This is a genomic window from Micromonospora sp. H33 (genome assembly GCF_052068455.1).
Taxonomy (GTDB): domain Bacteria; phylum Actinomycetota; class Actinomycetes; order Mycobacteriales; family Micromonosporaceae; genus Micromonospora.
This window is the reverse complement of the sequence record NZ_JBQHDE010000009.1, coordinates 142,409-168,623: the sequence shown is the minus strand read 5'-3', so window position 1 is coordinate 168,623 and position 26,215 is coordinate 142,409. Positions and strand designations below refer to the sequence as shown.

Here is a 26,215-nt window from a genome sequence, read left to right as displayed (position 1 = left end):
CGCGGAAGGCCGGTCCGGCGACGGGGACGCGGAACGCGGCTCCGGCGGTGTGCGCGGGGCACACCGCCGGAGAGCCGCGTCAGGCCGCGAGCGCCACCGGCGGCACCACATCCGGTACGCCCAGGCGCACCGCGTCGGCGGCCTCGTCGTCCGTCTGCTCGTGGGCCGCCCGCTCGGCGTGCACCCGGGCCACGTAGTGGGCCACCTCCCGGTCGACCCGCTCGGCGTCCCAGCCGAGCACCGGCGCCATCAGCTCCGCCGCCGGACGGGCGGCGGCGAGACCCCGGTCGAAGGTCTCGATCGAGATGTGGGTGCGCCGGGTGAGCACGTCCTCCAGGTGCAGGGCGCCCTCGGCGGACGCCGCGTAGACGATCTCCACGCGCAGGTAGTCGTCGGCGGCGTCGAGCGGCTCGGCCAGCGCCGGGTCCTCCCGCAGCAGGTCCAGCAGTTCATCGACGGCGGCGCCGTGGCGCCGCAGCAGGTGCTCGACCCGCTCGACGGACAGGCCGTACTGCCGGGCGATCCGGCGGCGCTGGTTCCACCGGGCGACGTAGCCCTCGGCCCCGAGCAGCGGCACCCGGTCGGTGCACGAGGCGGGCACGCCGGCACCGAGACCGCGCACGGCCTCGTCGACCGCGTCCCGCGCCATCACCCGGTACGTCGTGTACTTGCCGCCGGCGACCATCACCAGGCCGGGCACCGGGCTCGCCACGGTGTGCTCCCGCGACAGCTTGGCCGTCGCGTCGGAGTGTCCGGACAGCAGCGGGCGCAGGCCCGCGTACACGCCCTCGACGTCGTCGCGGGTCAGCGGGGTGGCCAGGACCTCGTTGACCCGCTCCAGCAGGTAGTCGATGTCGCGACTGGTGGCCGCGGGGTGCGCCTTGTCCAGGTCCCAGTCGGTGTCGGTGGTGCCGATCAGCCAGTGCCGGCCCCACGGGATCACGAACAGGACGCTGGACTCGGTGCGCAGGATCAGGCCGGTGGTGGAGCGGATCCGGTCGCGGGGCACCACGAGGTGGATGCCCTTGGACGCGCGGACCTGCACCGGGCCGCGCTCGCCCACGAGCGCCTGGATGTCGTCGGTCCACACGCCGGTGGCGTTGATGACCTGCCGGGCGCGGACCTCGAAGACCCGGTCGGTCTCCAGGTCGTGCACCCGCGCGCCGGTGACCCGGTCGCCGTCGCGCAGGAAGCCCACGACGCGGGCCCGCGACAGCGGATGCGCGCCGTGCGCCGCGGCGGTGCGGACGAGGCAGGTCACCAGCCGGGCGTCGTCGACCTGGGCGTCGTAGTACTGCAACGCGCCGACCAGCGCCTCCGGCCGCAGCGACGGGCAGGCGCGGACCGCGCCGCGCCGGGTCAGGTGCCGGTGGGCCGGTACGCCCCGGGCGTGGTTGCCGGAGAGGCTCATCGTGTCGTAGAGCAGGACGCCCGCGCCCGCGTACAGCCGTTCCCACCCGCGGTGGCGCAGCGGGTAGAGGAACGGCACCGGGCGGACCAGGTGCGGGGCGAGCCGTTGCAGCAGCAGGCCCCGCTCGCGCAGCGCCTCGCGGACCAGACCGAAGTCGAGCATCTCCAGGTAGCGCAGGCCGCCGTGGATCAGCTTGCTGGAGCGGCTGGACGTGCCGCTGGCCCAGTCGCGGGCCTCGACGAGCCCGACCGACAGGCCCCGGGTGACGGCGTCGAGGGCGCAGCCGGCGCCGGTGACGCCACCGCCGACCACCAGGACGTCCAGTTCCTGACCGCTGCTGAGCGCGGCCAGGGACCGCTCGCGGGCGGCCGGTGACAGTGTCGCGGAGTGCATGCGTTCGTTCTCCTGTTTCTGGGCGGCCGGCGCGGACGTCGGCCGGTCCGGGCGGCCGGCGGGGAACGCCGGCCGCCCGTTCCTCGGGTGGGGGTGATGCTGATCAGTCGACGTCGACCCAGTCGAGGGTGCGCTGGACCGCCTTCTTCCAGCGGCCGTACCCGTTCTCGCGCTGCTCCGGCGACCAGGTGGGCTGCCAGCGCTTGCTCTCGTTCCAGTTCTCGCGCAGCTCGTCGGTGTTCTTCCAGAAGCCGACGGCGAGGCCGGCGGCGTACGCGGCGCCGAGCGCGGTGGTCTCGGCGACCACCGGCCGGCTCACCGGCACGCCGAGGATGTCGGCCTGCATCTGCATGCACAGGTCGTTGACGGTGACGCCGCCGTCGACCTTGAGGCACTCCAGGGGCACGCCGGAGTCCTTCTCCATGGCCTCGGCGACGTCCCGGCTCTGGTAGCAGATGGACTCCAGGGTGGCCCGGGCGATGTGCGCGTCGGTGTTGAACCGGGACAGGCCGACGATCGCGCCGCGGGCGTCGGAACGCCAGTACGGGGCGAACAGGCCGGAGAACGCCGGGACGAAGTAGACCCCGCCGTTGTCCGCCACCTGGCGGGCGAGGATCTCGCTCTGCCCCGCGGTGCTGATGATCTTGAGCTGGTCGCGCAGCCACTGCACGGCCGACCCGGTGACCGCGATCGAGCCTTCCAGGGCGTACACCGGGGCGTCGGTGCCGAACTGGTAGCACACCGTGGTGAGCAGGCCGGCCTTGGACCGGACGATCTCCGTGCCGGTGTTGAGCAGCATGAAGTTGCCGGTGCCGTAGGTGTTCTTGGCCTCGCCGGGGGCGAAGCAGACCTGCCCGACGGTGGCGGCCTGCTGGTCGCCGAGGTCACCGGTGAGCGGGACCGGGCCGGTGAACGGGCCGTGCGGCGCGGTGGTCCCGTACGAGTTCGGGTCCGACGACGGCCGGATCTGCGGCAGCATGGCGCGCGGGATGCCGAAGAACGACAGCAGCTCGTCGTCCCAGTCGAGCGTCTCCAGGTTCATCAGCATCGTGCGGCTGGCGTTGGTGGGGTCGGTGACGTGTACGCCGCCCTCGGTACCGCCGGTGAGGTTCCACAGCAGCCAGGTGTCGGTGTTGCCGAAGATCGCCTCACCGCGCTCGGCGGCCTCCCGGACTCCCTCGACGTTCTCCAGGATCCACTGGATCTTGCCGCCCGAGAAGTACGTCGCCGGCGGCAGGCCGGCCTTGCGGCGGATGATGTCGCCCTTGCCCTCGCGCTCCAGGGCCGAGGCGATCCGGTCGGTCCGGGTGTCCTGCCAGACGATGGCGTTGTAGTAGGGGCGGCCGGTGCGGCGGTTCCACACGACGGTGGTCTCGCGCTGGTTGGTGACGCCGAGTGCGGCGAGGTCGGAGGCGGTCAGGCCGCGCTCGTTCATCGCGGTCTGGATGACGGTCTGGGTCCGCTCCCAGATCTCCAGCGGGTTGTGCTCGACCCAGCCCGCCTGCGGCAGGATCTGCTGGTGCTCGAGCTGGTGGCGGCCGATCTCGTTGCCACCGTGGTCGAAGATCATGAAGCGGGTGCTGGTGGTGCCCTGGTCCACCGCGCCGACGAAGTCAGCCATGCGGGAGGTCTCCTCTGCGGTCGAAGGGGGATGTGTCGATCAGACGCGGGCGGGCTCGGGCGTCGCAACCGTCTCGGTGGCGATGGCGCCCGGCTCCGGCTCGTCGCTCGGCAGGAACCGGCCGATGACCAGCTCGTAGAGGCCGGCGCCGATGACGCCGCCGACCAGCGGTCCGACGATGGGCACCCAGAAGTACGGATATCCGCTCGTGTCCTGGAACGCCGTTTCGTACCCGGTCAGGAAGGACGCGAGGCGGGGGCCGAAGTCACGGGCGGGGTTGATCGCGTAGCCGGCGTTGACGGCGAACGCCATGCCGATGGCCACCACGATCAGGCCGACGATCAGCGGGGCGAGGTTGGCGCCGGGCAGGGAGTTGCGGGCGTCGGTGACGGCGAGCACGAGGAACAGCAGGATCGCCGTACCGATGATCTGGTCGCGGAGGGCGCCCCACTCGGTGACGCCGGCGCCCGGCAGGGTGGAGAAGACGCCCTGGCTCTTGCTGGTGAGGCCGGGGTCGAACCGGGACAGCACCTCGCTGTAGTTCCAGCGAATGATCAGGGCGGCGACGAACGCGCCGGCGGTCTGGGCGAGGGCGTACGGCATGACCTTGCGCCAGGAGAAGCCCTTGAAGACGGCGAGGGCGAGGGTGACCGCGGGGTTGAGGTGGGCGCCGCTGATCCGGCCGGCGACGTACACGCCGAGGGTCACGCCGAGGCCCCAGGCCCAGGCGATGCTGTCGAACTCGCCGGTGCCGGCGGCGGCGACCTGGGCGACGACGCCCACGCCGAACAAGATCAGGATCGCGGTGCCGGCGAACTCGGCGGCCAGCTCGCCGACGAGACCCGGCGCTCGCACACGCTGTGTCATGGTGCCTCCAGGTGGGGGTGGCGGCCCTCCGTGAGCAGGGGAAGGGCGGAGGGCCGGTCGGTGTCGGCGAGGTGTCCGACCGTCGCCGTGCGGTGAACCGTAGGAAACACGGGAGGCAGGGTCAACGAACCCCGGTCGACAATGTCGAACACTGTTGCGATGGCCCGAACGCGATTAGCATCCGGCCCATGCCGGGTCAGGTGCAGTCCATCGCGCGTGCCGCGGCGATTCTCCGCCTGCTGGCCAGCAGTTCCGGCCGGCTCGGCATCGGGGAGATCGCCCGTTCCCTCGACCTGCCCAAGGGAACCGCACACGGCATCGTGCGCACCCTGCAGGACGTAGGCTTCGTGGAGCAGGACAAGACCTCCGGCAAGTACCAGCTCGGCGCCGCCCTGCTGCACCTCGGCACGAGCTACCTCGACGTCAACGAACTCCGTTCCCGTTCCATCAACTGGGCGGACCCGCTCGCGGCGCGCAGCGGCGAGGCCGTCCGCATCGGCACCCTGCTGGACGGCAAGGTGCTGGTGGTCCACCACGTGTTCCGGCCCGACGACACCCTCCAGACGCTGGACGTCGGGTCCCTGCTGCCCCCGCACGCCACCGCCCTCGGCAAGGTCCTGCTCGCGTACGACGTGGGCGCCGCCAACGCGGTCGTGCAGGGCGAGCCCGAGCCCTACACGCGCCGCACCCTGGTCACCGCGCGGGCCCTCACCCGGGCCCTCAGCGAGATCCGGGACAACGGCTGGGCAGCCGAGATCGAGGAGATGACCCCCGGCAAGGCCGGCATCGCCGCACCGATCCGCGGCTACGGGGGCCTGGTCGTGGGCGCGATCGGGCTCTCCGGCCCGGTGGACCGCATCTGCGACGGGTCGGGCATCCCCCGCCCGACCCTCGTCACGTACGTCCGCGACGCCGCCCGCGCGGTGTCCCGTGATCTCGGCGCCGCGCGCTGGTGATCCGCCCACCCCACCACCACCCGGCTTCACGAAGGACGAGCAATGACCGAGAGCTACGTCGTCGCCATCGACCAGGGAACCACCTCGACCCGCTGCATCGTGTTCGACCGCCGCGGCAACCTCGTCTCGGTGGCTCAGCGGGAGCACCAGCAGCACTTCCCCCGGCCCGGCTGGGTGGAGCACGACGCGGCGGAGATCTGGCGCAACGTCGGCAAGGTCGTCCCCCGCGCCCTCGCCCAGGCCGGCGTGACCGCCGACCAGATCGCCGCGATCGGCATCGCCAACCAGCGTGAGAGCACCGTCGTGTGGGACCGGCGCACCGGCGTCCCGGTGGCGCCCGCGATCATCTGGCAGGACACCCGCACCGACGCGGTGGTGGAGACCCTGACCCGCTCCCCCGGCGCCGAGGACATCCAGCGGCTCTGCGGACTGCCGCTGACCACGTACTTCTCCGGGCCGAAGCTGCGCTGGCTGCTCGACCACGCGCCCGGGCTGACCGAGCGGGCCGAGCGCGGCGAGGTGCTCTTCGGGACGATGGAGAGCTGGCTGATCTGGAACCTCACCGGCGGCCCGGACGGCGGCCTGCACCTGACCGACGTCACCAACGCCAGCCGGACCATGCTGATGGACCTGCGGACCCTCGACTGGCACCGGGACCTGCTGGCCTTCTTCGGGATCCCCGCCGCCATGCTCCCCGAGATCCGCTCGTCCTCCGAGGTGTACGGCACCGCCACGGCCGTCCTGCCGGGCGTCCGCATCGCGGCGGCCCTCGGGGACCAGCAGGCGGCCCTGTTCGGGCAGACCTGCTTCGCCCCCGGCGACGCCAAGTGCACCTACGGCACCGGCAGTTTCCTGCTGCTCAACACCGGCGCCGAGCCGGTGTTGAGCAGCCACGGGCTGCTCACCACCGTCGGCTACCGGATCGGCGACGAGCCCGCCGTGTACGCGCTGGAGGGGTCGATCGCGATCACCGGGTCGCTGGTGCAGTGGTTCCGCGACCGGCTTGAGCTGATCAGCACCGCGCCGGAGATCGAGACCCTCGCCCGTACGGTCGAGGACAACGGCGGCTGCTACATCGTGCCCGCCTTCTCCGGGCTGTTCGCGCCGCACTGGCGCAGCGAGGCCCGCGGGGTGATCGTCGGGCTGACCTCGTACATCACCAAGGGGCACCTGGCCCGCGCGGTGCTGGAGGCGACCGGCTGGCAGACCCGCGAGGTGGTCGACGCGATGAACGCCGACTCCGGGCTGGAGATGACGGCACTGCGGGTGGACGGCGGGATGACCGCCAACAACCTGCTGATGCAGTTCGTCGCGGACGTCCTCGCTGTGCCGGTGGTGCGCCCGATGGTGGCCGAGACGGTCTCCCTCGGCGCCGCGTACGCGGCCGGGCTGGCCGTCGGGTACTGGCCGGACCTGGAGGGACTGCGCCGCAACTGGCACCTCGCCGCCCGGTGGGTCCCGGAGATGGACGCCACGGTCCGCGAGCAGGAGCGGGAGAACTGGCAACGCGCCGTCGAGCGGACCTTCGGGTGGATCAAGCCCGAGGCCCGCGCCGCGAACGGCTGACCCGGTGCCATGGCCGCGACGCGCCCGTCACCGGGCCTCGCAGATCCGGCCGCTGAGCGCCGGATCGCCCTCCCGGCCCGCGGACCAGATCGGGTTGACGTCGAGGACGAGCGGCGGCGCCTGCCAGGCCGCGCTGAGCCGTTGCACCACCTCGTACACCCGGAGGGGTTGGTCGACCGGCTCGCCGGCGAGGAAGGCGACGGCCTGCTCGTAGACGTCCCCCCGGCCGAGCAGGCCGCCGTGCAGGGCGGGGACCTCGACGACCGGAACCCGCGTGTACTCGCCGGGCGGCGCCTCGGCCGCGCCGATCAGCGGGAGGAACGCGATCATGCGGACGCCCGGCACCGGGCACAGGATGCGGTTGCGGTAGAACGGCGCCTCGGCGATGACGGACCGGATGAACAGCTCGTCCGGCCCCGTGTCGACCTCCTTGACCAGGTTCGTCACGGCGGCGATCGCCCGCAGCTCCCAGCCGGCCACGAGGCCCCAGCCCTCATGCCAGGGCGGGGGGTAGTAGGCGCGCCCGGGCCAGATCAGCGGGCTGAAGAGCATCGCCGCCGCCACCGGTCCACCCGGCAGCTTGTCGAGGTACGTCCGGATCACCAGCGCCCCCTCGCTCTCCCCGGCCAGGGCCACCGGCCGGCCGGTCCGCCGGTGGAGGGCGTCGACCTGCGCGTCGAGCAGCGCCGCACTGGAATCCAGCGACCGGTGCGTGTCCTCCGGCCGGTACGCCAGCGGCCGGCCCGAGGCGTCCAGGCCGGCGTACGAGAAGCGTTCCACCCGGGGGTCGACGGGCGGCTGCCCGTCCCAGCTCGACTCGAAGCCGGCCAGGACGACCACCGCGTACGGCACCTTTTCCGGGAGGGGTCGCTTGAGGAAGGGCGGGGTCCAGGCTCCCGTCGTGCCCGAGGCGAGCCCGATCAGCGGCGGCGCCCCGACCGCGGCGACCATGGTCACCACGATCGCGATCGGCGCCACCGGCACGCGTACCAGGCGAGTCGGCTCGTGCCGGACGGCCGCCCGCACCGTCCGCCGCCACAACAGCCCGTTGACCACCCCGGCCAGACCGGCCACGATGACCCGCGACCAGCCCGGCACGCTCACGATCACGGCGCTGGCCAGGGTGAGCACCAGGAAGTTCAGGACCGACCAACCGAGCAGCCCGACCGACGGCAGGCCCCGCCACCAGTGCTGGACGACCCCCGCGCGCTGGAGGAACGGGGCGATGAGCAGCATGGGGACCACCGAGGCGAACAGGTACCAGGAGAGCGCGACCGCGGAGAACGCGACGGAGATCGCCGCCCACGGCGAGATGATCAGGATGGCGATTCCGGCGACCTCCAGGTTGCGCCGCACCAGCCAACGCCACGACGGGCGATCCAGCTCGTCCGGCCAGGCCAGCGCCGTCAGGCCGGCGGACAGCACGCCCCGGACGACGACGGCGACCACCAAGCCGAGCGCGAACGTCTCCCAGGAGTTGTGGTAGACGAGCAGCCAGCGCAGGTCGTGGTACGAGTCGTACGGCCAGACCGCGGTGGCCTGCGGAGCCAGCGGCTGCGCGGCGAAGAACCTCAGCCCCACCAGGGCGCCCATCTCCACCATCGGCGGCACCGCGGCGAGCAGCAGCAGTGCGGGGCCACGAGGACGGTCGGTCATGTTGACGTGCATCGTCCGTAGGATGCCCGGTCGCCGCTACCCTGCGTGCAGCTTCACGGCAACAGGTCTTGACGGTGACCTGCGGCACACCATTCAATGTGCAGGTGGCACGGTGCCACGTCGGAGCGGCCTCGCCATGGGACACCGCCACTTCGACCGGTTTCGCTCTGGCGTCATCCGGCAGCGCCCGCCGGGTGCGGTAGGTGCGGGGGGCAATCGGTGAACGAGCGTCGCCGACGCATGCGGCTCAGCGCGACCCTGCACATCGTCTCGCACGGGGTCGCCGTCCTGTACTGCCTCCTGACCCTCGACCAGCCGCACCGGGGGAAGATGCTGGTGGTGTACGGCTGCGGGATGGCGGGCGGCGCGGTGGGCCTGTGGGCCGCCCGCCGGGTGACCACGAAGGCGGCCGGCTACCGCATCTCCGGTGTCATCCTGATGGTCACGCTCCTCGCACTGGCGCTGGGTTCCCACTGGGACGGCGGTGCCGCCGCCCCCGCCGCCCTGGGCTTCGTGACCACCACGGTCTTCGTGGCCACCCAGACGCCCCGGCTGCGACTGATGATCGGGCTCGAGGTGCTCATCCTCGGGACGTACGTGGCGGTCGCCGAGGTCGGCGAGCCGATGCGCCCCGGCCACCTCTTCATCAACGTCGCCGGCATGATGGTGTTGATCTCGGTCTGCTCCACGCAGGCCCGCAAGCTCGCGCGGCAGCGCTCCCAGCTCCGTGCCCTCGCGACCCTGGATCCGCTCACCGGCGCGCTGAACCGGCGCGGGCTTGCCGAGTTCGCCTCCACCCTGTTCGTTCCGCGGTGCCGCCCCGGCCCGTCCCTGCTCTGCCTGGACCTCGACGACTTCAAGCTCGTCAACGACCGGTACGGGCACGCGGCCGGCGACCAGCTGCTCCAGACGACGGTGGCGGCGGTGCGCCGGACAGTCCGCCCGGACGACGTGGTCGCCCGAATCGGCGGCGACGAGTTCGTCGTCGTCCTGGTCGACGCCGACGCGGCCACCGCGCAGACGGTGGCGGCCCGGGTCGACACCGCGGTATGCCAGCAGACCGGCGTCAGCATCGGCTGGGCCACCGCCCCGTACGACGGGACCACGCTGGAGTCGCTGATGCACGCCGCCGACCAGCGCCTCTACCGGGTCAAGCAGGAGAAGCACCGGGTGACCGGGGCCGCTCCCCCACCCCGGCACCCGGACACCCTCGGCGTGCTGCCGTAGAGACCCTCGACGGTCCTCCGGGGATGCCTAGCGGACGCTCACGGTTATCTTGTCGAAGTCGGGTGCCGGCCCGTACGGGTTGAACATCCGCACCGAGTTGGCCCCGGGCCGCAGCGTCATCGTCACGGTCGTGGTGTCGACCGTGCTCCATCCGCCGGTGTCCGGGAAGGTCAGGACGATCGGCGCTCCGCCGTTGACGCTGATGTGCCCGACGCGCGGGCCCTCACCGTTGACGAAGGTGATCGTCACGGCGGCCGTACCACCCGTCCGGGCGGTGACACCGTTGAACTGCAACGCCCCCATGTCACGGCCGATGTAACCCACCTTCTTCTGCCCCGAGCACCCGGAGCAGGTGAAGGTCCGGGTGCCCGCCAGCCCGTTCACCGGCGACTCCGCCTCGTACGACGTCACCACCGGCGGCGCGGCCGGGGTGGCGGGCGGCGGTGCGGCCGACGGGCGCACCGCGGACGGCGACGGCGAGGGCGAGGGCGGGACGGACCGGTTCTCCACCGAGCCGACGCGCACGTCCTTCCCCGCCGGCGATCCCGGGGCCGACGCTCCGGCGGTGCCCTCACCCTGACCGGAGGGCGCGGACGACTCCGGGGCGGGCGTGACGGCGCCCGTCCCGGGACCGGGCCCCGCGTCGACGGACGATCCGCTGTCCACGCCCGCCGTGAGCGCCGCCAGCGCCAGCACGACGATCAGGTAGCCGACCCCCACCACCGCCAGCAGGCGGACGGGCCCGATCCGCCAGACGCCGTCCTGGTCGCCTCCGTGCCGTGGGCGCACCTCGTCCTCCCCCTTCGCCGCTGTCGCGTCGACGCCGATCGCCCGGACCGATGTGACCGGTGACACAGGATTGTATGGGCATTGGAGTCGATTTGACCGCCGCGCCCGTCACCTTTTCGATCATCGTCACCGCAGGTCCCGCCCCCGTCGCCGGGCCCTTCTACCGTGATGGCGCCGCGGTCGGGAGTTCCGTCACGGACGGCCGCGGATCGTCCGGTTGCGCAAGGCGGGAGGTCAGGTGGCACGCAGGAGGTTCGCTCCCTGCGCGGCGACCACTGGAACATCGAGGAGGTCGACGACAGGGACGTCGACGGCTGGGGCGGCGACAGCCCGGATCCAGAGACAGTCCGGCGGCTACTCGGCGAGCACGACTTCGACTGCTGACCACGCCGCCTCACCACGACGAGGGTCGCTCCCCTGGCCGGGGTGCAGGGGGGCCGAAGGTCCCGCCGGGACGGGAACGGTGGCTCGCCGGAAGGCGGACCAGCGCCCCTGCTGGTGGCACGCCGATCGCGGTGGAATCGATGTGTGCCCACCGGGGCACATCGGATGACGAGAGAACGTGGAAGCCATGACCGCGATTGCCGAGCGGCACATCCCGGAGACGACCGCTCCTGCGGTCTGCACCGACCGGACCCCGACGACCACCCGCAGGGCCGCCCGGTACGTCTTCGCCGGCGTCCGCCTGGCCCTCGGCTGGACGTTCCTGTGGGCGTTCGTCGACAAGGTGTTCGGGCTCGGGTTCGCCACCCCGTCGGAGCGCGCCTGGATCAACGGCGGCAACCCGACCAAGGGTTTCCTGAGCGGCGCGGAGGGTCCGTTCGCCGGCTTCCACCACGACTTGGCCGGCACCGCCTTCGCCAACTGGGGATTCATGCTCGGCCTGCTCGGCATCGGCCTGGCGCTCACGCTCGGGATCGGCATGCGGATCGCCGCCGCGGCCGGCGCGACCCTCTACGTGATGATGTGGTCGGTGGCGCTTCCCCCGCAGACCAACCCCTTCCTGGACGAGCACCTGACCCTCGCCGCCGTCCTGGTCGGCCTGACCCTGATCGGCGCCGGCCGGACCCTCGGCCTCGGCGCGGCCTGGGAGAGGCTCCCGATCGTGCGGAAGCTGCCGTTCCTCAAGTGACGAAACCGCTCAGCCGAAGGGGCCCCGCCACTGCGGGGCCCCTTCGCGTTGCCACGGACCTGTTGCCATCCGTCGCCGTCGATGGCAAAGTGTCCGTCATCCGAAGTGGATGAGCCACTGGTCCAATCCGAGGACGGACGCCCGTGACCAGCACCCCGATCGCGCACGACACCCTCGTCGACGCCCTGGTCAACCGGCTCCGCGACGACGTGCTGGCCCGCCGGTACCCGGCCGGAAGCCGGCTCCCACCCGAGCGCGACCTGGCCGCGTCGTACGGCGTGACCCGCACCTCGCTCAAGCACGCGCTGGTGCGACTCGCCCAGGCGGGGCTGGTGGAGACCCGGCACGGCGTCGGCACCGTGGTCCTGGACTACCGCCGGCACGGCGGCCCCGACCTCCTGCCGATGCTGCTGACGCACGCGCTGGGCGAGGGCACGGACGGCCGCTGGCTCGCCGAGGTGTTCGAGGTACGCCAGGAGGTCGGCGCCGTCGTCGCGGCGCGCGCCGCCGCCCACCGCAGCGCGGACCAGGCGGACGCGCTGCGGGCGCAGATCGCGACCGTGACCGGCGCGCGTGACGCCGACGCCGCCCAGCTCGCCGAGGCCGAGGTGCACCGGATGCTCGCGGCGGCGGCCGGCAACCGGGTGTACGAGCTGCTGGTCAACTCCCTGCTGAAGGCGTACCTGGAGGTGCGGTCGCTGTTCCGGGCGCCCTTCGCGGACCCGGCGGTGGCGGGCGCCCGCCTCGCGCCGCTCGTCGACGCCGTCTGCGCCGGCGAGCCGTACGCCGCACGAACCGCCGCCGAGGCGTACCTGGCGCAGACGCGGGAGCTGATGCTCGGCCAGCAGTGACCGCGTCGCCAGCCGCACCACCCGCACGAGCCCGACCGCCCGCTCGACCCCGATCGCGAGGAGCGTGGGACATGGAGGATCTGCTGGCATCCCGGTGGCGTGGCCAGGCCGGCCGCAAGGAGGTCTGGTACACGACCATCACCGACCCGGCGACCGGGACCGGCATCTGGCTGCACCACGAACTGGTCGCCCCCGCCGACGGCGCCACCCCGTACGCGCACGGGCTCGTCGGCGTCTTCCCCCCGGACGGCCGGCCGCTGCTGCGCCACCTGCCGCCCGCGCCCTGGCGGCCCGACGGCGCCGTCTTCGCCAGCGGCGACGTCCGGATGACCCGGGACCGGTTCACCGGGCACGTCGAGGACGTCTCCTGGGACGTGTCCTGGCAGGACGCGGGACCTCCGATGTACACGTTCCCGCGGTGGGCGTGGCGGCGGGAGCTGCTTCCGGCGGCGCAGGTCGTGCCGGCGCCGAGGGGCCTGCACCACGGCGAGGTGCGCTACGGCGACCGCGTCGTACGCCTGACCGACGCCCCCGGTGCGACCGGCCGCATCTTCGGGCACGGCATGGCGCGCCGCTGGTCCTGGTTGCACGCCGACCTCGGCGACGGTGACGTGCTGGAGATCGTGGCCGCGGTGGCCCGGCGGCGCGGCTGGCGGCACCTGCCCGTCCTGCCGTTCGTCCGGCTCCGGATCGACGGCGTGGACTGGCCGGGTGGCGACCCGCTGCTGGCCGCGCTGCGGTTCCGCGGAGTCCTCGCACTCCCGGAGTGGCGGGTGAGCGGCCGGCACGGTGACCGCCGGCTGTCGGTGACGGTCCGGCAGCCCGCGGAGCGCACCCTCAGCGTGCCGTACACCGATCCGGACGGGTCGCGGTGCGTCTGCCACAACTCGGAGCGCGCCGACGCCGAGATCCTGCTGGAGACGCGGGCGGGTGGCGGCGGCTGGCGACCCGAGCGCCGGTGGCGCCTGGACGGTACGGCGCACGCCGAGGTCGGCGTGCGCTGAGAAGCGTCCAGCACGGATCGCTCCTCCTCCCCGCGTGACCAAAGCGGCTGAGCCACTGAGCCAGCTCGACCGCCCACCGCCTCCCGGAAGGGTCCGAACGCCATGCGCCGCACCGTCGCCACCCTCGTCTGCGCCGCCGTCCTGCTCGCCGCCACGCCCGGCGTCGGCCGGGCCGACACCACGCCGTCCGCCGCCGTCGCCACCCGGACCGGCGGGTACACGCCTCCGCCCTTCGGCACGGGCTGCACCGTCCACCGTTTCGGAGAGGGAGAGTGGCCGCCGGCCTGGCTGTGGTTCACCGACCCGCTCTGCGTCGAGTACGCGAAGCGCGACATCACCGCCGACAACGGCGGAGCGCTGCGCTTCCTGCTGGCCGAGCCGTCCCGCTTCGCCCTCGCCGCCACCACCTGCCGGTACTGGCAGCAGGACCACTGGAGCGTCCAGCGCACCCGGGGCGCCACCCCGCTGGTCGCCTGGGACGGCAGCTACTGGTTCGACCGGCGGACCGGCGTCGCCGCGCTGCGGCTGACCAACTTCCGCGTCGCCGGACGTTCCGCCGGCATCGGCGACGTGGTCGCCGCCCTCGCCGACGACCATCCGGAGCTGGCCCGCGCCCTGGCCGAGTACGGCGCGTCCCCCGGCGAGACGGGCCTCACCGTGACCCTGCCCGACAGCCCCTGGTGCGGGACGTCGTGAACCGTCGCTGGCTGCTCACCGCCGCGCTGACCGGCACCGCGCTGCCCCTGCTCGGCGGGGCGGCCCGGTCCGCGGCGGCGCTCCCGGCGTCCACGGTGGACACGCTCGACGCGTTCACCGACACGCTGATCCCCGGTGCAAAGCGGTTCCCCGGGGACGTGGCCGTCGCCGGGGTCGCCGCCGGCCCGGGCGGAGCCGACGCCGGGTTCCTGACCCTGCTCACCGATCCGCGCGCCGGCGCGCGGCCACTGCTCCCCGCCATCGCCACCCTGCTGAACGCCCGGGCGTGGGGTTACGCGCTCAGCCGGGGCATCTGGTTGACGCCCCTGCTGCCGGCGTTCGTGGCGTTGCCGTACCGGCACCGGTCGGCCGTCGTGGCCCGCCTCTTCCAGCGCGACGACCCGGACCGCGACCTGTGGGCCGTGCTGGCGCTGGCCTCCAGCCTGGCCTTCGACGCGGCGGCGCACCTGCCCACCGCCCAGGCCGTCCGCGACCGGCACCCGGGGCTGGCGACGCTCCGCTTCCCGCCGCCCGATCCGGACGGGTTCTGGCGTCACCCCGACTCCTCCTACCGGCGGGCGCTGGCCGATCGGCACCCCGACACCACACCCGAGGGGAGCCCGCGATGACCGAACGCTGCGACGTGGTGGTGATCGGCTCCGGATTCGGCGGCGCCATCCCCGCCTACTACACGGCCGCCGCCGGAGCCCGGACCGTCGTGCTGGAACGGGGACCGTACGTCACGGCGGCCGACGTGCGGCACAGCATGCAGCTCGGCAGCGTCGGCCGGATCGTCGACGCCATCGAGGGCGACGGCCTGACCGTCATCGCTGGCAACTGTGTCGGCGGGTCGAGTGTGGTCTACTTCGCCGCCTCACTGCGCGCGCCCTCGGTCACCTTCGAGCGGACCGGCGGCACCGGGAAGCGGCTGTGGCCGGCCGCCATCAGCCGCGCCACGCTGGATCCGTACTACCGGCGCGTCGAGACCGCGCTTCCGGTGACGACGCCCGACTGGCCGGACGTCTCCTACGCCGGCGGTGTCTTCGCCGCCGCCTGCCGGCACACCGGCCACACCGCCAACCCCGTCCCCGTCGCGGTCGACCTGCCCCGCTGCACGAACTGCAACTGGATGCTGTCCGGCTGCCACGTCGACGCCAAACGGTCCATGCTGGTCAGCTACCTCCCGGGGGCGACCGCGCACGGCGCGGACGTCCGGCCGCTGCACGAGGTGCAGACCATCTCCCCGGCGAGCACGCCCGGCTACCGGTACCGCGTCACCTACACCGTCCTGGACCCGGACGACTACCGGATCATCACCTCCACCGGATGCCTGGAGGCGCGCGTCGTCGTCCTGGCGGCGGGCGCGGTGGGGACACCCGTCGTGCTCCGCCGGTCCGCGCCCCTGCTCGGCGGGGTGCCCGCGGCGGTGGGCCGGCACCTGTCCGGCAACGGAGACCGGATCAGCGTCGCCGACGTATCCGAGGACGCCGTCGCCGGTCTGCTCGGCCTGCGCCGCGGCCCCGCCGGCGCGTACGACGCCCACCACATCGGCCGGGCGATCACCGCGATGACGTACGACTACCTGGACGCGGGGCGGCCCGAGTTCGAGCGGTTCAGCCTCCAGCAGCTCGCGTTCCCGGCTCTGACGAACCTGCTGGCCGGCGCACCCGGCTGGTACGGGGTGGCGAAGAAGGACCTGCGCTCCCGCTGGCGCTCCTGGCTCACCGTCCTCGCCATGACCGAGGACGACAACGAGGGGACCTTCGGCGTACCGCCGCTGACCGGGTCGTTCACCCGCGTCACGAATGGGCTGGGGCTGGGCGGTTTCTCGTACGCCCCCTCCGCCGCCACCCGTCGCGGCTGGGCTCACGCCGACGCAGCCACCCGCCGCATCTTCACCGCCGGCGGCCTGGCGACCGTTCACCCGTGGACCGAGGAGGTCGGCGGGGCGGTCACCGCCCACCCCCTGGGGAGCTGCCGGTTGGGGGACGACGCGGCGACCTCCGCGCTCACCCCCGGCCACGTGCTGCGCGGTCATCCCGATCTGTTCGTCACCGACGCCTCCGCGGTTCCGGCCGCGCTGACCGTCAACCCGTCGCTCACCGTCGCGGCACTCGCCGAACGGGCCAGCGAAACGATCCTGGCGCGGCTGGCCGCCCTGGGCGTGACCCGGGGCCAGGAGATCCGGCCACCCGGAGTAACCGGATGATATGGGACAAACGGGCGGTAAATCGCGGCTGATTCCTGGACAGATCCGGCTCTCTCCGCCGAAGCGGCACCATGCCAGACGCGGCAGCGAAAACGGTCGGATCGGTGGCGGTTGCCGACGCCGACGCCGATGAGGAACAGTGCGGTATCCCCCCGGGCAGGAATGTCGAGGGCTCGCCCTACCGTCGATACCTCGCGCTTTCTCCAATCGGAGCGGACCCGCCGTGCATGCCGTTACCGTGCGTGACGTGACCTCTTTCCGCATTGCCGCCGTGACGTTGAGTGCCCTCCTCGTGTCGCCCGCCGGAGCGGTCGCGACCGGGAGCCGGGCGGTGGCCGCACCGCACCGGCCGTGCCCCACTGTGGAGTCGCCGGGGCGCCCGCCCGCCACACCGTCACCGCCGCCGGTCGACTCCGCCCAGCGGGCGGTGGGCGGGGAGGGGCTGGCGACCGCTGGACTGGCCGCACCCCCGGGCGCGCCGCGGGTGCCCGCGGTCACCGCCACCTCCTGGGTCGTGGCCGACCTCGACAGCGGTCTGGTGCTGGGTGGCTGCGGACCCCACGAGCACCGGACGCCGGCCAGTGTGCAGAAGCTGCTGCTGGCGGCGGCCCTGATGCCCCGTCTCGACCCGGCCCAGGTCGTCGAGGTGAAACGGGAGGACCTGCACGATCTGGATCCGGAGAGCTCGCTGATGGGGGTGGTCCCGGGTGGCCGCTACTCGGTCGAGGACCTGTGGCTGGGGTTGCTCCTCGAATCCGGGAACGACGCGGCGAACGTGCTGGCCCGGCTCGGCGGCGGCGCCGCCGGCCGGCCGGGCGGGGTGCAGGCGATGAACGACGAGGCACGCCGGCTGCGGGCGTACCAGACCCACGCCGCGACGCCGTCGGGTCTGGACGGCCCCGGCCAGTACACCAGCGCGTACGACCTCGCGCTCATCACCCGGGCCGCCTTCGCGCGGGAGGACTTCCGGAGGTACATGGCGACCCGCGCGACGCAGGTGGCCGAACAGCGGGGGCGAGGCGCCTTCGCGATCACGAACGACAACGCCCTCCTGGGCGCGTACCCCGGGATGCTCGCGGGCAAGACCGGCTTCACCGACCTGGCCCGGCAGACGTACGTCGGGGTGGCCGAACGCGACGGACGGCGACTCGCCGTGACCCTGCTCGGCGCGGAGACCGCGCCGCTGGGCAGCCTGGGCGAGGCGACGGCGCTGCTCAACTGGGGCTTCGCCCTCTCCCCCGACGCCTCCGTCGGCCGCCTGGTCGCACCCGAGGAGAAGAAGACGAAGGACGACCGTGTCGTCATCGCCGTCGGAGACGGGCGCGGTGGGGCCGGCGCGTCCTCATCGCTGTCGTCGCCGGTCGCGCTCGGCCTCGGCGCCGCCATCCTCCTGAGTGTCGTGCTCGGGGCGACGCTCCGGCGACGGTCCGGCGCGCGGAAACGGCTGACTTCCCTCCCGCTGTCAGGCGGTACGGGAACAGATGCTGCGGGACGTTTCTCCTCCTCACCCCGCGCCCCGGCGGACGTGGAGGACTAGGCTGGCCCCATCGTTGAAGGGCGACGAGGGAGGCCACCGTGAGCCAGACGGAGCGGACGGACGCCGTCGAGGACTGGAACCTGGCCGAGGACGACGGGGTCCTGGACGCCTCGGACACGCTGGACGACGACCGCGTCCGCGATCCCCTCGACACCGGCATCGTCGCCGCGGACCACTGGACGGCTGCGAACCGGTACGGCACGACGCCGGCCGAGCAGCGGGCGGGCGAGTCCCTCGCGCAGTTGCTGGCCCAGGAGGAGCCGGACATCGACCCGCACGCGGACGTGACCGACGACGAGGACGAGCTGTTGCGGCGCGGGTACGAGCGCGAACTGCGCGCGGGACGTCTCGTCGCCCCTGACGAAGGCCAGCGCCCGGACGACGAGGCCGACTCGGTCGCCTGGGACGCCGGGATCGACGCGGGCGCCGCCAGCGCCGAGGAGGCCGCGATGCACCTGGTCGCCGATCCCGACGGCCCGGGCGACGGTCCCCTCCGCTGAGCCACCCGTCAGCCGGTCTAGCACGCCGACCGCGGCGGAGGGCCGGCCGCGCCGACACCACGTCAATGCGGCCGGCGGCACCGAACGCCGCCTACCCCCGCAAGGATCAGGCCCGACGGCGGTAGACCGGAATCTCGTCGATCGGCACCCTACGGTGAACCTCGACCGGGCCGACGTGCCGCTCGCCGGTGAAGAAGTCCTCCCACTCCCCCGGCGGCAGCCATACCGGCCAGGTGCTGACACCGGGTTCGGTGACCGGAGCGACCAGGAGGTCATCGCCGAGCTGCCACTGCTGCGGCCAGTCCCAGACCCGCTTGTCGTCCGGGTGGTCGAAGAACAGCGGCCGCATCAGGGGCTTGCCGGTCTGGACCGACCGTTGCGCCTGCTCCACCAGGTACGGCACGAGTTCCTCGCGCAGCCGGGCGAACCGCCGGAAGACGTCGAGCACCCGCGGCTCGCCGGTTCGCTCCGCGATGTTCCAGGGCGTACGGTCCACCGAGGGCTCACGGTGGTGGTTGAACTCGGAGTGGTACTGCAGGATCGGGGCGAAGCAGGCCGCCGCCGCCGAGCGCAGGTAGAGCTCCGCATCGGGGATGTCGCCGGAGAAGCCGGCGAGGTCCCAACCCCAGAAGAAGATGCCGCCGACACCGGCGGTCAGGCCGGCGGTGATCGATGCCCGGTATGCCTCCCACGTGGAGTCCTCGTCGCCGGCCCAATGTGCCGGGAAGGCCGCCGATCCGGTGAACCCGGCCCGGCTGAACGTGGCCCCCTCGATCCCTGCTGACCGCATCAGCTCGTGGTAGGCGGCGGCGTACCGCACCGGGAACTGGTTGTTCCCCTCGTCACCGCGTGATCCGTCGAAGTACCGCAGATCGTGACCCCACGGGTGCTCGCCGCCGTCGGTCTTGAAGCCGTCGACGCCGAGCTCTTCGACCAGGTAGCGCCGCTTGTCCAGCCACCACCGCCGGGCCTCCGGGTTGGTCCAGTCGGGCAGCAGCGCCCCGGGGAACCACCAGCCCCGGTTGCGGTGCGGCGAACCGTCCGCCTCACGGACGGCGTACCCGCGCTCGGCCAGGGTGGTGAGATCGGCGGCGATTTGGCCGTCGTCGCCGCGGTCGGTGGGGATCAGCGGGATCTGCCACAGCAGCACCTTCACACCGGCCTCGTGCAGTTCGTCGATCATCGCCTTCGGGTCGGGCCAGGCCCCGTCGGCGGGGAACTCGAAGTCGGCGAGGCGGTGCGGTGCGCCGTCCGGGTGCACCTCGTAGCGCGCGTCGCGGAAGGCCACGAAGGTGGCCTCGTCGCTCCAGGCCTCGATGACGATCGCACCGACCGGGATGTCCTCGGCGAGGCTGCGGCGCACCTCGGCCAGCACCCGGGCCTGGGTGTTCCACTCGTTCCCGCTCATCCACGGCCGGAACACCCAGGCCGGTGGTACCGGGGGCTGCCCGGTCTCGGTGAGGAACTCCCGCACGACCGCTGCGGGCTCGCCGGTGTAGAGGTGCAGTGGCAGCACGGGCGTGGCGGGGTCGATCTCGGCCTCGACGAGGATCCGGTCCGGCCGCGACGCGCCGACGTCGTACCAGCTCCGCCGGCTGGTCACCACGTGGAAGCCCCAGCCGCCGCCGACGACCACGGCGAACGGCATCGGCAGGTAGGTGCGGTGGCCCTGCCGCTTGTACTGCTCGAACACCGTGGCGTCGAGCACCTGGCCGCGCTGGTCGAGCGCGTGGTACCGCTCACCGAATCCGACCACGTGTTCGCCCTCGGCGAGCCGGAGCGCGAAGCGTACCCGGCGGGGTCCGTCGCTGCCGGTCAGCCATTCGACGCTGCCGGGGTCGAGGACGCCGGCACCGCCGGGGTCGCGCACCTCCAGCCGTCCGCCGTCGCGCTGCCAGGCCAGCGGCCGTACCAGGTAGGCGACCGTCCGGACCTCACCGCCCGCCGAGGTCCGGGCGACGATGGTGTACGCGTCATCGGAGTCCGTCGTCGCCCGGGCGATCCACACCGTGCGGCCGCCGGTGTCCGGGGCGGCCGCGGCGGCGGAAGCCAGGTGGCCCGCCGAGCCGGTCGGCGGAGCGGCGGGCGCCCCGAAGTCGAGGGCCACCGTGGCCGGGTCGACGCGCTCGGCGGGCACCTGCGTGCCGGCACCGAACTCGACCCGGACCTCAGTCACGTCCGGGTCGGTGAGCACCCGGATCTCGTACTCCTCGCCCCGCAGCGGATACACCGGAACCCGCTGGTCCAGGTCGTGGCGGTAGGGGTGCCCGGTCCCGGCGGGGCGATGGCTGATCACGGCGTCACTCACCGTCCGACCTCCAGGGCGAGCGTGACGAACATCGCGTGCGACCACAGCAAGGGCGTGGCCACGGGCCCCCAGCGCTCGGTCCACTCGGCGATGTACTCGGGCCGCTGGGTCTGGCCGCTGACCTGCTCGGGCAGGTGGCCCTCGGGGGTGGCCTGGCCGGCGATCCACTCCAGCCGCTGCCGGGCCGCCTCGGTCCGGCCGGTACGCGCCTCGTGCCAGCCCAGCCAGGCGGTGAGGATCAGCCACTCCCCGCCGCCGTAGAACGTGTCGCCGAGGTAGCGGTAGACGCCGCCGCGCAGCAGCTGGTCGCGTACCTCCTCGTACGTGCGCTCGGCGACCGTGCTGCCGGGGTCGACCAGGTCGAAGGGAGTCAGGCAGGCCAGGAGGCTGCCGTCGACGGCGGTGCCGCCCAGCCACTTGGTGAGGTGCCCGTCCGCGGCGCCCTCGGTGGCGATCAGGGCCTCGAACTCGCTCACCTTCGCGGCGGCGGCGGCAGCGCGGGCGGCGTCGAGCAGCGGCTCGCCGTGCTCGTCACCGGCGTGGACGACCGCGCGCAGCCCGGCCAGCACCGCGCCCAGCGTCGCGACGTGCCGGTGCTCCGCGTGCTCCTCCCACCAGTCGTAGCAGGGCCGGTCGCCGAACGCGATCAGGTAGTCGACCGTGGCGGTCACGGCCGGCCGGTAGGCGGCGAGCGGCCGTCCGTGCCGTGCCGCGTGCGCGACGAGCATCCACAGCCAGGTGCCGTAGCCGTCGAGCTGGAAGTTCCACCAGGGCTCGTCGCCGTCGCCGCCGTCGAGGGTGTAGCGGGTCGGCAGCATCTCGTCGGCGCCGATCTTCTCTCCCCGCTCGGCCCGGGCGACGAGGTCGGCGATCCGGCCGGCGCGGGCCTCGATCACCGTGGCGCACCACCGGAGGAACCCGTCGGCGCTGTCGGCCCGACCGGCCCGGCTCATGGCGTCGGCGATGAAGGCGCCGTCGCGCAGCCAGCTGTAGCGGTAGACGGGGTAGTCGGGGCTGGCCGGGTAGGCGCCGGACGGGTGCTGGTGGGCCTCGATGAGGGTGAGGCTGGACTCGACGAGCGTACGCAGGTCGGACCGTGCGGCGATGGGCACGGGGTTCCTCCAGGAGGTGTCGGTATGGTCGTGCGCGAGGTGCGGCCGAGTGCGGAACGGCCGCGCCCCGCTGGTTTCCACTACTTGATGAGGGCGGTCACCGCGGCCGCCGCCTCGTCCAGCGCCGCCTGCGGCGTGGCCTGGCCGGAGGCGGCCTTCTCCAGTGCCTGGGTGACGATGTCCTGCATCTTCGACTGCTGGGCGTCGAGGACCGGCGGGAGCGCGATGTCCGCCAGCGCGTCGAAGACGGCCTTGCGGTTGGCCGGCGGCGTCTGCTTGAGGTAGGTGTCGAACGCGGCCTGGTCGTCGACCGCCGGCAGTTCCCAGTTGGAGGCGAGCCGGGTCTCCACGGCCTTCTGCGAGGTGCCGAGGAACCGGGCCCACTTCCAGGCCGCGGTGGCCTTCTTCGTCTTCGCGGACACGGCCGTGGCGTTCATGAAGACCGCGTTGGCCTTCCGGGTGTTACCGGGCTCGGTGACGATGTCGAAGTCCAGCCCGGGCGTGCTCGCGAGCTTGGAGATCTGCCAGATCCCGTTGTGCCACATGGCCAGCTTGCCGGAGGTGAACAGGGCGGTGTCGTAGTCGGCCTTGCCGCCGATCTCGGCGACGGTGGGCTGCACCGTGCCCGGCTTGCTCAGCAGCCACTGCGCCGCCTCGAGGCCCTTGGCGTCGTTGAAGGTCGCCTTCTTGCCGTCCTCGGAGAGGAACGAGCCGCCGTTCTGCGCGAGTGCCTTGTAGAACTCGTGGAAGGTGACGGGCTGGTAGTCGCCGTAGATGCCCTTGGCCTTGTCGGTCAGCTTCTCCGCCGCCGCCCGCTCGTCGGCCCAGGTCCAGTCCGCGGTGGGGTAGGCGACGCCGGCGGCGTCGAAGAGCTTCTTGTTGTAGAAGAGCACCACGTCGGAGAACGTCGAGGGCACCGCGTAGAGCTTGCCCTTGAACTGGAAGGCCTCCCGCGCCTTCGGGTAGAGCCGCTTCGCGTCGTAGTTCTTGTCGGCCTTGGCCGGTTCGTCGAGCGGCAGCAGCGCACCGGCCCGCGCGTACGTCACGAAGTTCTCGTAGTTGAGCTCGAAGGTGTCCGGCGCGGTGCCGCCCGCGATCGCCGTCTGCAGCTTGGTGAAGTAGTCGTCGTAAGCGGCCGTCTGCACCTGCACGGTGATGCCCGGGTTCTGCTTCTCGAACTCGGCCTTGATCGCGTCCAGGTCCTTCAGGTGGTCGGGCGCGGCCGAGAAGGTGAAGTAGGTGATGGTGCCGGTGGCGCCGTCGTCCGCGCCGCCGGACGCGTCCTGCCCGCACGCGGCGAGCAGGCTCACCGCGGCGAGCGCCCCGGCCGCGGCCGCCAGGACTCGTCTTCTCGTGGTCATCGGATCTCTCCTTGGGGGTGGTGGGTGGTGGAGGAGGAGCTAGGCCTTGATGCCGGTGAAGGCGATGCCCCGCACGACGTAGCGCTGGGCGAAGACGTAGAGCGCGAGGATCGGCAGCACCGACAGGGTCGATCCGGCCATGACGACGTTCCACGCGGTGCTGTACCGACCCTGCAGCAGCGACAGGCCGACCGGCAGGGTCATGTGTGCCTCCGTCTGCGCGATGACCAGTGGCCAGAGGAACGCATTCCAGCTGGACATGAAGGCGAAGACGGCGAACGTGGCGAGCGCCGGTGTCACCAGCGGCAGCAGCACCTGCGCGAAGACCCGCAGATGCCCCGCCCCGTCGACGTACGCCGCCTCGTCCAACTCCTTCGGCAGTGCCATGAAGGCCTGCCGGAGCATGAACACCCCGAAGCTGGAGACCATCGTGGGCAGCAAGAGCCCGGCGTAGCTGTCGACCAGCCCGAGGTAGCGCATCTCGATGAACAGCGGGACGATGATCACCTGCATCGGGATCATCATCGTGGCGAGGTAGAGCACGAACACCGCGCCGCTGCCGCGGAAGCGAAGGCGGCTGAATGCGTACGCGGCGGTCGCGCTGGTGACGAGTTGCAGCAGGGTGGAGACGACGGCGACGCCAACACTGTTGGCGGCGAAGCGCCAGAACGGGAAGGCCTCGCCGAGCCGCTCGTACGGCTCGACCGTGGGCGGATCGGGCAGCAGGGGTGCGTCCACCCGGCCGAGCTGTGCGTCGCCGGTGAGCGAGGTGACCAGCATCCACGCGAACGGCCCGAGCATCGCCACCGCACCGAGCGTGAGCGCGACGTACCGGAGGATCTTCCTATTCATAGTGCACCCACCTGCGCTGCAGTCGGAGCTGGGCCAGGGTGACCAGGAGGATCACCGCGAAGAGGACCATGCTCATTGCGGAGGCGTAACCGACCCGCCCGTACGAGAAGGCGTAGTTGACGATCTGCTCGACCACGACGCTGGACGCGCCACCCGGCCCGCCTTCGGTCATCACCCACACCTGGTCGAAGACCTGAAATCCGTTGATCAGGCTGATCACGGTGACGAAGAACAGCGACGGGGAGAGCATCGGCAGGGTGACGCTGCGCAGCTTGCGCCACCAGCCGGCGCCGTCGAGCGCGGCGGCCTCCACCACGTCGCGCGGGATGGCCTGCAGACCCGCCAGCAGGATCACCGCGACGAACCCGACGTCCTTCCAGACGGAGGCGAGCACCACGGAGGGCATCGCCCAGTCCGGGTCGGTCCACCACCCGGGTCCGGTCACGCCGAACGCGCCGAGGATGCGGTTGACCAGCCCGTCGGCCGGGTTGAGCAGCCACTTCCACAGCAGTGACACGGCGACCCAGCTGCTGATGACCGGCAGGAAGAAGGTGGCCCGGTAGAGGGCCATCGCGGGGAGCTTGGCATCCAGTAGCAGGGCGACGGCGAGCCCGCAGACCAGCACCAGCGGCAGGTAGCCGGCCAGGTAGACGAGGGTGTGGCCGAGCGCGGCGTGGAACTCGGCGTCGCCCAGCAGTTCGGTGTAGTTGTCCAACCCGACGAACGTGGGCACACCGATCAGGTTCCAGTCCTGCAGGCTCACCCACGCGGTGCCGAGCATCGGGCCGATCCAGAAGCCCAGTAGCAGGAGGAGGCTCGGAGCGAGGAAGCCGGCCGCCGCGAGGGCCGTGCGCAGCCGGCGGCGGGCGCCGGATCGGCGACGCGGCGGGGTCGGCGCTTCCGGCCGCGCCGTCGGCCGGGTGGTGGTGGCGGTACGTGGTGCGGTCACTGGGTCACCTCGGCGCCGGGAAAGGCCGCCAGCCGCGCCCGTATCGCGTCGGCGTGCGGCTCGGCGTCCATCGTGAAGGGCGCCCGGAGCACCAGGGCGGCGGCGCCCAGCGCCCACTTCGTGTCGTCCCACGGGTCGACGTGCACGCTGACCCCGTCTGCCATCGGCGGGAACATGCCGGCGCGCAGGGCGGTGAGGAATCCCTCGGCGAGGTGCGTCCAGGCCAGGGTTCCTTCGCCGCTGACCAGGATCGCCTGCGGGTCGAGCACGGTGGCCAGCCCGGCCGCGACGGTGCCGAGGCGCGCTCCGGCGGCACGGTAGACGGCTCGGGCACCGGCGTGCCCGTCGTCCGCCGCCGCGCGCAGGTCGGCCGGACCAGCGTCCGGACCGATGGCAACCACCTCGCGCGCCTGCTGGACGAGCGCGGCGTCGCAGACGTACGTCTCGAGGCAGCCGCGCTTGCCGCAGTGGCAGGGCGGTCCGTCGGGGTCGATCGGCAGGTGCCCGAGCTCGCCCGCCGCGCCGTGACCGCCGCGACGCAGGTCGCCGGCGGAGACGACGGCCGCGCCGACGCCCTGACCGAGGGTGATGGTCAGGAAGTCCTCGTACGGCCGGCCCAGGCCGTACAGGTGCTCATACGCCGCCAGGGTGTTGACGTCGTTGTCCACGAGCACCGGCACGTCGAGCAGCTGGCTCAGGTAATCGCGCAGCGGCATGTGCCGCCAGCCCAGCAGGGGCGCCTCCACCAGGCCGGTGCGGCTGTCGACGAAGCCGGGCACACCGAGCCCGACCCCGAGCAGCGGTGCATCCCCGACCGCGGTCACGTGCGGCGCGAGCAGCTCGGACAGGGCGTCGAACGGGTTGACGGCGGTTTGGTCGAACGGGGCGGAGAACGTGTGCAGGACGGTGCCGTCAAGATCGGCGCGTACTCCGGTGAGCCGACCAGCGGCGACCTTGACCCCGATCGCGTGCGCGGCGGGGCCCACCACCGCGAGCAGCTCACCGGGACGGCCACCCCGCGAAATCCCGTCGTCGACCTTCCGGATGACCCCGGCCTCGATGAGCGAGCGGGCGACCGCGGTGACCGTCGGAGGGCTGAGGCCGAGCCGCCGGGCGATGTCGGCGCGCGAGATCGGCCCGTGTCGACCGATCAGGGCGAGCACGGCGACCCGGTTGACGTCCCGCAGGCGGGGCCCCGACGTCGCAGCCGTCATGGAG

General features: G+C 72.8%; 21 protein-coding genes and 1 pseudogene. 11 read left to right on the top strand and 11 right to left on the bottom strand.

The genetic code is table 11. The annotated features are described in order from the left end of the window. Positions 1 to 79 precede the first annotated feature (79 nt). The 3 genes from ACTMS0_RS20450 to ACTMS0_RS20440 all read right to left on the bottom strand — a co-directional run bounded on the left by ACTMS0_RS20450 (position 80) and on the right by ACTMS0_RS20440 (position 4,292). Positions 80 to 1,804, bottom strand: a complete 1,725-nt coding sequence (locus ACTMS0_RS20450; RefSeq protein ID WP_441156832.1) for a glycerol-3-phosphate dehydrogenase/oxidase — start codon at positions 1,802 to 1,804, stop codon at positions 80 to 82. A 103-nt stretch (positions 1,805 to 1,907) separates the two neighbouring features. Next, the gene (glpK, locus tag ACTMS0_RS20445) at positions 1,908 to 3,425 is read right to left on the bottom strand and encodes a glycerol kinase GlpK (RefSeq protein ID WP_441156831.1); all 1,518 of its coding nucleotides are present in this window, start codon (positions 3,423 to 3,425) and stop codon (positions 1,908 to 1,910) included. A gap of 39 nt (positions 3,426 to 3,464) precedes the next feature. Then, on the bottom strand, positions 3,465 to 4,292 hold the full coding sequence (locus tag ACTMS0_RS20440; protein WP_441156830.1) for an MIP/aquaporin family protein: 828 nt from the start codon (positions 4,290 to 4,292) through the stop codon (positions 3,465 to 3,467). A 188-nt stretch (positions 4,293 to 4,480) separates the two neighbouring features. Here ACTMS0_RS20440 and ACTMS0_RS20435 point away from each other — a divergent pair, with 188 nt between their 5' ends. Further along, the gene (locus ACTMS0_RS20435) at positions 4,481 to 5,248 is read left to right on the top strand and encodes an IclR family transcriptional regulator (RefSeq protein WP_441156829.1); all 768 of its coding nucleotides are present in this window, start codon (positions 4,481 to 4,483) and stop codon (positions 5,246 to 5,248) included. 42 nt (positions 5,249 to 5,290) lie between these two features. Further along, positions 5,291 to 6,814: a glycerol kinase GlpK gene (gene glpK, locus ACTMS0_RS20430; protein ID WP_441156828.1), complete on the top strand. Its 1,524-nt coding sequence runs from the start codon at positions 5,291 to 5,293 to the stop codon at positions 6,812 to 6,814. 27 nt (positions 6,815 to 6,841) lie between these two features. Here the strand turns inward: glpK (ACTMS0_RS20430) and ACTMS0_RS20425 are convergent, their stop codons facing one another. Continuing rightward, on the bottom strand, positions 6,842 to 8,482 hold the full coding sequence (locus tag ACTMS0_RS20425) for a hypothetical protein (RefSeq protein ID WP_441156827.1): 1,641 nt from the start codon (positions 8,480 to 8,482) through the stop codon (positions 6,842 to 6,844). Positions 8,483 to 8,710: 228 nt separating this feature from the next. Between ACTMS0_RS20425 and ACTMS0_RS20420 the strand changes: the two genes are divergently transcribed. Continuing rightward, positions 8,711 to 9,697, top strand: coding sequence for a GGDEF domain-containing protein (locus ACTMS0_RS20420; protein WP_441156826.1), 987 nt, complete (start codon positions 8,711 to 8,713; stop codon positions 9,695 to 9,697). A gap of 27 nt (positions 9,698 to 9,724) precedes the next feature. On the opposite strand, the gene ACTMS0_RS20415 is transcribed toward ACTMS0_RS20420, so the two are convergent. After that, positions 9,725 to 10,552: a hypothetical protein gene (locus ACTMS0_RS20415; protein ID WP_441156825.1), complete on the bottom strand. Its 828-nt coding sequence runs from the start codon at positions 10,550 to 10,552 to the stop codon at positions 9,725 to 9,727. A 496-nt stretch (positions 10,553 to 11,048) separates the two neighbouring features. Between ACTMS0_RS20415 and ACTMS0_RS20410 the strand changes: the two genes are divergently transcribed. From ACTMS0_RS20410 to ACTMS0_RS20375, 8 genes and pseudogenes are all read left to right on the top strand, one after another. After that, positions 11,049 to 11,618 (top strand): hypothetical protein, encoded by a 570-nt coding sequence (locus tag ACTMS0_RS20410; RefSeq protein ID WP_441156824.1) that lies wholly within the window; start codon positions 11,049 to 11,051, stop codon positions 11,616 to 11,618. Positions 11,619 to 11,761: 143 nt separating this feature from the next. After that, the gene (locus tag ACTMS0_RS20405) at positions 11,762 to 12,469 is read left to right on the top strand and encodes a FadR/GntR family transcriptional regulator (protein ID WP_441156823.1); all 708 of its coding nucleotides are present in this window, start codon (positions 11,762 to 11,764) and stop codon (positions 12,467 to 12,469) included. 71 nt (positions 12,470 to 12,540) lie between these two features. Beyond that, on the top strand, positions 12,541 to 13,473 hold the full coding sequence (locus tag ACTMS0_RS20400; RefSeq protein WP_441156822.1) for a hypothetical protein: 933 nt from the start codon (positions 12,541 to 12,543) through the stop codon (positions 13,471 to 13,473). A gap of 102 nt (positions 13,474 to 13,575) precedes the next feature. Beyond that, positions 13,576 to 14,169, top strand: a complete 594-nt coding sequence (locus ACTMS0_RS20395; RefSeq protein ID WP_441156821.1) for a hypothetical protein — start codon at positions 13,576 to 13,578, stop codon at positions 14,167 to 14,169. Then, a complete protein-coding gene (locus tag ACTMS0_RS20390) occupies positions 14,166 to 14,798 on the top strand; it encodes a DUF5987 family protein (RefSeq protein ID WP_441156820.1) in 633 nt (210 codons plus the stop codon). Before ACTMS0_RS20395 ends, ACTMS0_RS20390 begins: the two co-directional genes overlap by 4 nt. Further along, entirely contained in the window at positions 14,795 to 16,378 is a 1,584-nt protein-coding gene (locus ACTMS0_RS20385; protein ID WP_441156819.1) for a GMC family oxidoreductase N-terminal domain-containing protein, read from the top strand. Before ACTMS0_RS20390 ends, ACTMS0_RS20385 begins: the two co-directional genes overlap by 4 nt. 238 nt (positions 16,379 to 16,616) lie before the next feature. After that, positions 16,617 to 17,816 (top strand): annotated as a pseudogene (locus ACTMS0_RS20380) (D-alanyl-D-alanine carboxypeptidase family protein); the annotation flags it as partial. A gap of 137 nt (positions 17,817 to 17,953) precedes the next feature. Next, positions 17,954 to 18,415: a DUF5709 domain-containing protein gene (locus ACTMS0_RS20375; RefSeq protein WP_441156818.1), complete on the top strand. Its 462-nt coding sequence runs from the start codon at positions 17,954 to 17,956 to the stop codon at positions 18,413 to 18,415. 106 nt (positions 18,416 to 18,521) lie between these two features. Here ACTMS0_RS20375 and ACTMS0_RS20370 read toward each other — a convergent pair whose 3' ends face one another. The 6 genes from ACTMS0_RS20370 to ACTMS0_RS20345 form a co-directional block, all read right to left on the bottom strand. Further along, positions 18,522 to 20,723, bottom strand: a complete 2,202-nt coding sequence (locus ACTMS0_RS20370; RefSeq protein ID WP_441156817.1) for a glycoside hydrolase family 31 protein — start codon at positions 20,721 to 20,723, stop codon at positions 18,522 to 18,524. After that, entirely contained in the window at positions 20,720 to 21,835 is a 1,116-nt protein-coding gene (locus tag ACTMS0_RS20365; protein WP_441156816.1) for a glycoside hydrolase family 15 protein, read from the bottom strand. The genes ACTMS0_RS20370 and ACTMS0_RS20365 overlap by 4 nt, the downstream gene beginning before the upstream one ends. Before the next feature lie 80 nt (positions 21,836 to 21,915). Then, complete coding sequence (locus ACTMS0_RS20360) at positions 21,916 to 23,196, bottom strand: ABC transporter substrate-binding protein (protein ID WP_441156815.1); 1,281 nt, start codon at positions 23,194 to 23,196, stop codon at positions 21,916 to 21,918. A gap of 39 nt (positions 23,197 to 23,235) precedes the next feature. After that, on the bottom strand, positions 23,236 to 24,048 hold the full coding sequence (locus tag ACTMS0_RS20355; protein WP_441156814.1) for a carbohydrate ABC transporter permease: 813 nt from the start codon (positions 24,046 to 24,048) through the stop codon (positions 23,236 to 23,238). Beyond that, positions 24,041 to 24,997 (bottom strand): carbohydrate ABC transporter permease, encoded by a 957-nt coding sequence (locus tag ACTMS0_RS20350; RefSeq protein WP_441156813.1) that lies wholly within the window; start codon positions 24,995 to 24,997, stop codon positions 24,041 to 24,043. The genes ACTMS0_RS20355 and ACTMS0_RS20350 overlap by 8 nt, the downstream gene beginning before the upstream one ends. Continuing rightward, positions 24,994 to 26,211 carry an ROK family transcriptional regulator gene (locus tag ACTMS0_RS20345; RefSeq protein WP_441156812.1) on the bottom strand — a complete coding sequence of 406 codons (1,218 nt, stop codon included), beginning with the start codon at positions 26,209 to 26,211 and terminating at the stop codon, positions 24,994 to 24,996. The genes ACTMS0_RS20350 and ACTMS0_RS20345 overlap by 4 nt, the downstream gene beginning before the upstream one ends. Positions 26,212 to 26,215 lie beyond the last annotated feature (4 nt).